Origin of the sequence: Streptomyces sp. SBT349, assembly GCF_001083795.1 — a bacterium.
GTDB lineage: Bacteria > Actinomycetota > Actinomycetes > Streptomycetales > Streptomycetaceae > Streptomyces.
In genome coordinates this window covers 1-1699 of the sequence record NZ_LAVK01000640.1, presented here as the reverse complement: position 1 = coordinate 1699, position 1699 = coordinate 1, and the positions used below count along the sequence as shown (strand labels likewise).

General features: G+C 71.8%; 1 protein-coding gene and 1 pseudogene. One reads left to right on the top strand and one right to left on the bottom strand.

Annotation, left to right across the window (positions count from 1 at the left end; translation table 11 throughout):
- Nucleotides 1-565, bottom strand: a pseudogene (locus ADY01_RS35455) (glutamine--fructose-6-phosphate aminotransferase); the annotation flags it as partial.
- A gap of 34 nt (nucleotides 566-599) precedes the next feature.
- Here ADY01_RS35455 and coaA point away from each other — a divergent pair.
- Entirely contained in the window at nucleotides 600-1535 is a 936-nt protein-coding gene (coaA, locus tag ADY01_RS35450) for a type I pantothenate kinase (protein ID WP_049580981.1), read from the top strand.
- Nucleotides 1536-1699: the final 164 nt, after the last annotated feature.

Genomic DNA, 1699 nt, shown 5'->3' with positions numbered 1-1699 from the left:
CCCCGAGCCCCACCACCAGCGGCATCCCGCGCCCGACCCCCACCACGGTGTCCGGCTCGTCGGCGTGCACCGCGAGCAGCGCGAACGAGCCCTCCAGCGAACGGCACACCTGGCGCATCGCCTCGGCCAGGTCCACGCACGAGGAGAACGCCTCCGCCAGCAGGTGCGCCACCACCTCGGTGTCGGTCTCCGAGGCCAGCGGACGCCCGCGCGCCACCAGCTGGGCGCGCAGCTCCCGGTGGTTGCCGATCCGCCCGTCGTGGACCACCGCCACCCGGCCCGCGTTGTCGAGCTGCGGATGGGCGTTGCCCTCCGTGGGCGGGCCGTGCGTCGCCCGACGCAGATGCCCGATGGCGCTGGCGCCCGTCGGCAGCGGGCGCCGTTCGAGCACGCCGCGCAACGTGGACAGGCCGCCCGCCGTGCGCGCCGCCGCCAGGCCACCGTCCGCCAGTACCGCAACCCCCGAGGAGTCGTGCGCGGGCCGCTCCAGGCGGCCGAGCCCCGCCAGGACCACCTCGAGGGCGGACCGCGCCTGCGCTCCCACGTAACCGACCATCCCGCACATGCGGGCAGACTAGCCGGGCGGCGAGAATGGCGGCGTGGCAACCTCGCTCCAGCAGCACACCCCCTATGTCGATCTCGACCGCGCGGAGTGGAGCGCCCTGCGCGACCGCACTCCGCTGCCCCTGACGGCCGAGGAGGTGGAACGGCTCCGCGGCCTCGGCGACGTGATCGACCTCACGGAGGTGCGGGAGGTCTACCTGCCGCTGTCCCGCCTGCTCAACCTCTATGTCGGGGCCACCGAACAGCTCCGCGGCGCGGTCAGCACCTTCCTCGGCGGGCCGCAGCCCTCCACCCCGTTCGTCATCGCCGTGGCGGGCAGCGTCGCGGTCGGCAAGTCCACCGTCTCGCGCCTGCTCCGCTCGCTGCTGGCCCGCTGGCCCGAGCACCCACGGGTCGAACTGGTGACGACGGACGGCTTCCTGCTGCCCAACGCGGAGCTGGAACGCCGGGGCCTGATGCAGCGGAAGGGCTTCCCCGAGTCGTACGACCGGCGGGCGCTGACGCGCTTCGTGGCGGACGTCAAGGCGGGAAGCGAGGAGGTGAACGCGCCGGTCTACTCGCACCTCACCTACGACATCGTGCCGGGCGCCCGCCTGACGGTGCGCCGCCCCGACATACTGATCATCGAGGGGCTGAACGTCCTCCAGCCCGCGCCGCCCGGACGGGTGGGCCTGGCCGACTACTTCGACTTCTCGGTGTACGTGGACGCGCGGACCGGGGATATCCGCCGCTGGTATCTCGACCGCTTCAGGAAGCTCCGCGAGACGGCGTTCCAGAACGAGGATTCCTACTTCAGGAAATACGCGGCGGTGCCGGAGAAGGAGGCGATGGAGTACGCCGAGAACAATTGGCGCACCATCAACGAACCGAACCTGCTGACGAATATCGCCCCTACGCGAGGGCGGGCGAGGCTGGTACTCCAGAAGTCGGAGACGCACGTCGTCCGGAGAATTCGGCTGCGGAAGCTGTGAGTTCGGCCTGCGGCCCGCTTGGCCGTTCGTGGCTGGGGCGGTTTCCGATGCTTTAGGCAGCCCCGTTGGGGCGAGCCTCTAAGATCGGGGGCCCGATCGGGGAAAACGCGGTGGGGCCCAGGGGCCCGATCCGCCGGCCAGCGTAAGGGCCCCCGATCTCTCGC